The sequence below is a fragment of the Chromobacterium sp. ASV23 genome (assembly GCF_016428945.1).
In the GTDB taxonomy this organism is placed as follows: Bacteria; Pseudomonadota; Gammaproteobacteria; order Burkholderiales; family Chromobacteriaceae; genus Chromobacterium; species Chromobacterium sinusclupearum.
In genome coordinates this window covers 1-4,323 of sequence record NZ_JAELTR010000112.1, presented here as the reverse complement: position 1 = coordinate 4,323, position 4,323 = coordinate 1, and the positions used below count along the sequence as shown (strand labels likewise).

At 51.8% G+C, this 4,323-nt stretch carries 4 protein-coding genes; all 4 read left to right on the top strand.

The features are described from left to right. The first annotated feature begins 279 nt into the window (after nucleotides 1–279). The 4 genes from JHD59_RS21630 (at nucleotide 280) to JHD59_RS21615 (ending at nucleotide 3,913) form a co-directional block, all read left to right on the top strand. Nucleotides 280–1,350: a DUF3696 domain-containing protein gene (locus JHD59_RS21630; RefSeq protein ID WP_199155784.1), complete on the top strand. Its 1,071-nt coding sequence runs from the start codon at nucleotides 280–282 to the stop codon at nucleotides 1,348–1,350. Between the two features lie 6 nt (nucleotides 1,351–1,356). Beyond that, entirely contained in the window at nucleotides 1,357–2,253 is an 897-nt protein-coding gene (locus JHD59_RS21625) for a type II toxin-antitoxin system RelE/ParE family toxin (RefSeq protein ID WP_199155783.1), read from the top strand. A gap of 536 nt (nucleotides 2,254–2,789) precedes the next feature. Beyond that, entirely contained in the window at nucleotides 2,790–3,485 is a 696-nt protein-coding gene (locus JHD59_RS21620; RefSeq protein WP_199155782.1) for a DUF4102 domain-containing protein, read from the top strand. Beyond that, a complete protein-coding gene (locus JHD59_RS21615; protein ID WP_199155781.1) occupies nucleotides 3,470–3,913 on the top strand; it encodes a site-specific integrase in 444 nt (147 codons plus the stop codon). The genes JHD59_RS21620 and JHD59_RS21615 overlap by 16 nt, the downstream gene beginning before the upstream one ends. Nucleotides 3,914–4,323: the final 410 nt, after the last annotated feature.

Genomic DNA, 4,323 nt, shown 5'->3' with positions numbered 1-4,323 from the left:
CCCCCCCCCCCCCCCCCCCCCCCCCCCCCCCCCCCCCCCCCCCCCCCCCCCCCCCCCCCCCCCCCCCCCCTCTCTCATGACCCGCCCACCACCGAGAACTACACCTCCGTGCTGTCGTCGGCAGCGTCCCCCCCCCCCCCCCCCCCCCCCCTACGAAGAGCTACTTAAGAGAGATGAATTTGAGCGTGCAATTAGCCGAGACGCATCGTCAATAACTGCCGTCCGCTATCGCTACAGCAATCTGAATGCACTTGTTTCCAATGCCCTGGAGTTATAAGAATGCTTCGCGAACTTAAAGTTAAAGGTTTCAAGTCGCTAAAGGAAATTAGCGTCTCGCTACGACCTTTAACACTATTGAGCGGTCTCAATAATAGCGGAAAAAGTTCGGTTCTTCAGACCATTCGTATGTTGTGTGATAGTTTTGAAGAACAGGGACCGCCAATGCTAGAAGGACACGGTGGCGTTGAAGAACTGCGATGCAAGTCTGTTTCTAGCAATGAGCGAATTGAGATTGTCGGCACCTTCAACAATGGCACCACTGCGTCATTGTTTCTAACGGACAACTCTTGCGAGATTCCAAAAACGGCTCCGATGGCTTATTATTTGTCTGCTGCTAGAAGGGGGCCGGAAGTCACGCTGCCAATTAGGAGGCATCTAGGTGCCGAAGAATTGCCCTACATCGGGAACCAAGGAGAATATATCGTGGGCTTCTTGGACTCCCTTAACAATACAATCGTTCAGGAGCCGTTACGCCACCCTGCGGCCCAGGGCATTACGCTGGAGTATCAACTTGCGGCTTGGCTAACAGAAGTTTCTCCAGGCATTGACCTTCAATATGATATTGACCGAAAGCGCGACACATCTCGAATCGAGTTTAACTCGTTTCGGCCTACAAACGTTGGCTTTGGGCTCAGTTACAGTTTGCCGATTATTACTGCTGTATTAGGTCTTAGCGCCAAAGCTCCATCCAACGGATGGGAGTGCACATGGGGGGGGGAGTGGGAAGAGCAGAAGGCTAGCAGAGGCGTACTGTTAATGATTGAGAACCCAGAAGCACATCTTCATCCTCAAGGGCAGACCGCACTAGGTCGGCTGCTTGCACTGGGAGCACGTTGCGGGCTTCAATTGCTCATTGAAACCCATAGCGACCATCTGATGGACGGCATTCGAATAGCCGTGCGCGATGGTGAGTTAAATGCTCAGGATGCTCAATTTCACTTCTTCGCAAGATCAACCAATGGTGAAACCATGATGGAGACCCCCAAACTCGCGGCGAATGGAAAACTCAATTTTTGGCCCAAAGGATTTTTCGACCAAACCTTGAGGAACCGAGCACGATTGGCACGATAGCATTCAATGGACCATTACTTTGTTCTCAATAAACTCAGCTTCCCTGCAGGGAGCAAAGAAGCTGCAACGGGCTTGCTTATTGATGCGGCGCGCGGAATGTTGCAAGTAGGAATAGGTGATGATCGCTATGCGCTGTATGCAGACGTAACTGCGAGCCTTTCCCAATTTGTGCTTGCACCCGGTTTTTCATATGGTGATTTTCTAGAAGAATTAACCCATAAGGGTGAACAAGATTTGCAGTTGGCGCTTCTGGAAATTGAAGACAAGTCTCCAGCACTAGATTTTCTGACCAGCGACGAAATAGACAAACTTGCTAGCGAGTGTTTCTATTTTCCGGACGCGCCCTATGATGGATCGGTCGACACAATCGCCTTGGCATGGCATCTCGATGCGGCCCTGCTTAGTATTGCCACATCCGACAGGTGGCTTAACGGCCAAATCGAATTTTTAAACTATGTTGAGGGAAAAACTAATACCGAACCATCGTTCCTCAATAATGTTTCCTGTCGTGCCCATGGAGTAGAACTTGGAACAACGCTCCGTAATGAGGGACTATCGCTAAGTATGCGGTTTCCGGAATGCCGATTTAGTGCCCCATTTCTGGAGTGGGAACGTGATCTGCCAGCAGATTTGCGACGCCGTGTCGGAGCGAAGTTTGCATTGGCAAACGCAAAGCAATTCCAGGGAGGCGAACCTCTATTTAAAACCCTAAAAGATGCAGAAGGCATGCGCGAACTGCGATTCAGTGCCGTGCAGGGCGGCGCGGTCAGAATAATCTTTAGCCAACTTGCTGATCGCAAGCAAGCCATCCTCATCGGTTTCGTCAAGAAGAGCGATAGCGAAGGATACTCAGAAGCTATTCCAGCAGCCAAGGAGTTACTGAACGACATGAGGTCACGCTAGGTAGCACGACAAATCTAATTGCATAATTATTTTGATGTATCCACCCGATAAAACTATGACTGATCACGACTCTACGATCAGTTAGCGAATCTAACAATCAGCTCGATATTTGGCTGAGCGTCTGGTAATCGGCACATTCCGGACCAGTCGGGCTAGCAAGCAGAATGGCAGCTCCGGCCGTAAGAGATCCCTAGTCGGGCTTGCAACGAATAACTCCTTGGGGCTGAACTCATCACTCTGTCTAGCAAGATTACTTCCTGGGGGCACATCCGGGGGCACCACAAAAACAAACAACAATAAAACTCATTTAAAAACAGATCACTGAAACATCAATTCAATCCCTGTCGGGGCGCCACCCACACTTCCAAAGCAGTCCGAGAAAGTCCACAAACCCGCGCCAAATAAGGCTTTGCGGTTTTTTTTACGTCCAAAGCCGTCCGAAACCATCCAGACAAAGCCGGGGGTACGTGGGGGTATGATTGGTGGCATCTTGTGTACCCCCAGATTTCGATACCCCCAAAGCGAGGAGTACCCCCATGCCCCTTACTGACGCCGCCATCAAATGCGCCAAGCCCCGCGAGGATGGCAAACACCTCAAGCTCACCGATGGACAGGGGCTGTCGCTATGGGTCATGCCCACCGGCGCGAAGTATTGGCGGCTGAAGTATCGGATCAATGGCAAAGAGAAGCTGCTGGCGCTTGACGTGTACCCGGAAGTAAGCCTGAAAGAAACCAGGCTGAAGCGCGACGACGCCCGCAAGCAGATCGCCGATGGCGAAGACCCCGCTGCGATGCGCAAGATGGATAAGGTGATCAAGCTGGCAGCCGCCGCCAACACCTTTGAAGCCATCGCGCTGGAGTGGCATGCAAGGGAAAGCCACGAATGGTACGCCGCCCATAGCGAGCGCGTTTTGTCCGCCATGAAGACCCACATCTTCCCCTACATCGGGGACAGGCCAATCCACGAGATTCGCCCGCTGGAACTGCTGGAAGTGTTGCGCAAGGTGGAGAGCGCCGGAAACATCGGCACCACCAAGCGCCTGCGGCAACGCTGCTCAGCCGTCTTCCGCCTGGCCATCCTGACCGGCCGTTGCGACAGCGACCCGGCCGCGCCGCTGACCGACGCTCTCAAAAGCCAGCAATCCACCCCGCGCAAGGCACTGATGCGCGAGGACATCCCGCCTTTCTGGAAGCACTGGAGAAGTACGATGGCAATGTGCAGACCAAGCTGATGATGAAGCGGATGCTGCTGACCTTCACTCGCATCGGAGAAATGGCCATAGCCAGATGGGAGGAAATCGACTTCGACAAGGCGCTGTGGATCATCCCACCAGAGCATCGCAAGTTGCCGGAGAAATCCAAGAAAACTGCTTCGCCTCACCTTGTACCCCTTTCGCAGCAGGCCATCGAAGTGTTAAAACAGCTCAATAGCATAACCGGTGGGCGAGAACACTTATTTCCAAATCGCAACAATCCACGTCGTTCAATGTCACCTGAGACTTTGCGGCGAGCGCTTCATAGCATGAGCTTCAAGGGTAAAGCGGATGTGCATGGATTCTGCTCGACAGCTTCGACCATCCTCAATGAGCAAGGCTTCAATCCAGATGCTATTGAGCGGCAACTGTCTCACATTGAAGGCAACAAAGTACGTGCAGCATAAAACCGAGCAGAATACATGCTGGAAAGGAAGAAGATGATGAGCTTCTGGGCCAACTATCTAGAAAATCTATAAATTAAATAGCCTAGACCATCCTCAATGTTCAATAGTGTCAGAGCGAGATAATTGATGAACATAGATATAAACACAATTGCATCTAGACTCAAACAACTTCGTGAGTCTCTGGCATACTCCGTTCAAGATGTTTATGAACTGACGGGAATCAATCCCGAGCACTTGATAAATATTGAAACATGCAAATCCATACCATCTGGTGACGACATCTTGAATCGCCCCCGCTTTCCTAGACACCGCAAGAGCCTCACACTAGGCCCTACAAGGAGGTGTCATGAGCAAACCGCGTTTCCCCGAAGAGTTCAAGATTGAAGCCGTCAAGCAGGTGACCGAACGAG

Coding starts and splice junctions, on each gene's coding strand:
- JHD59_RS21630 (WP_199155784.1), top strand. CDS start 280: ATGCTTCGCGAACTTAAAGTTAAAGGTTTCAAGTCGCTAAAGGAAATT.
- JHD59_RS21625 (WP_199155783.1), top strand. CDS start 1,357: ATGGACCATTACTTTGTTCTCAATAAACTCAGCTTCCCTGCAGGGAGC.
- JHD59_RS21620 (WP_199155782.1), top strand. CDS start 2,790: ATGCCCCTTACTGACGCCGCCATCAAATGCGCCAAGCCCCGCGAGGAT.